The sequence below is a fragment of the Methylobacterium sp. J-088 genome, from assembly GCF_022829295.1.
Classification (GTDB): Bacteria; Pseudomonadota; Alphaproteobacteria; order Rhizobiales; family Beijerinckiaceae; genus Methylobacterium.
The window spans coordinates 1-376 of the sequence record NZ_JAKSYH010000268.1 but is presented as its reverse complement, the minus strand read 5'-3'; the positions used below and the strand labels follow the sequence as shown (position 1 = coordinate 376).

The 376-nt window shown below is 63.3% G+C and carries 1 pseudogene; it reads right to left on the bottom strand.

The window, feature by feature from the left end:
- Window positions 1-237: pseudogene (locus MKK63_RS29660) on the bottom strand (IS21 family transposase); the annotation flags it as partial.
- Between the last annotated feature and the right edge of the window lie 139 nt (window positions 238-376).

Here is a 376-nt window from a genome sequence, read left to right as displayed (position 1 = left end):
GCGCTGCCCGTCACCGCAGATCTTGGCGACCGCGATCTTCGTGTTGTCGTACAGGATCAACAGCGGCACGCCCGTGAAGAAGGCGAAGGCGGCGACGTGCCCGTCGAGGAACGCCTCGGTGGTCTCCCGCGGATACGCCTGTATGACTGAGGCGTCGGAGTGCGCCAGGTCCATTCGGTAGTAATGGATCTTGCGCCGGACGTCGCCGCTGGTGGCCACCGCCTCATCAGCCTGTGCGCCGTCGGAATAGTCGTGTGCGGCATCGCGTTCGGCTACATCTCCGTCCGGTTCGGACGCCTGCTCTCGGTCTACGCATAACTCCTGATGTATTCGGTCTTCCCGGGCCTCATCGCTTTGTTGCCTTCCATCACCTCGC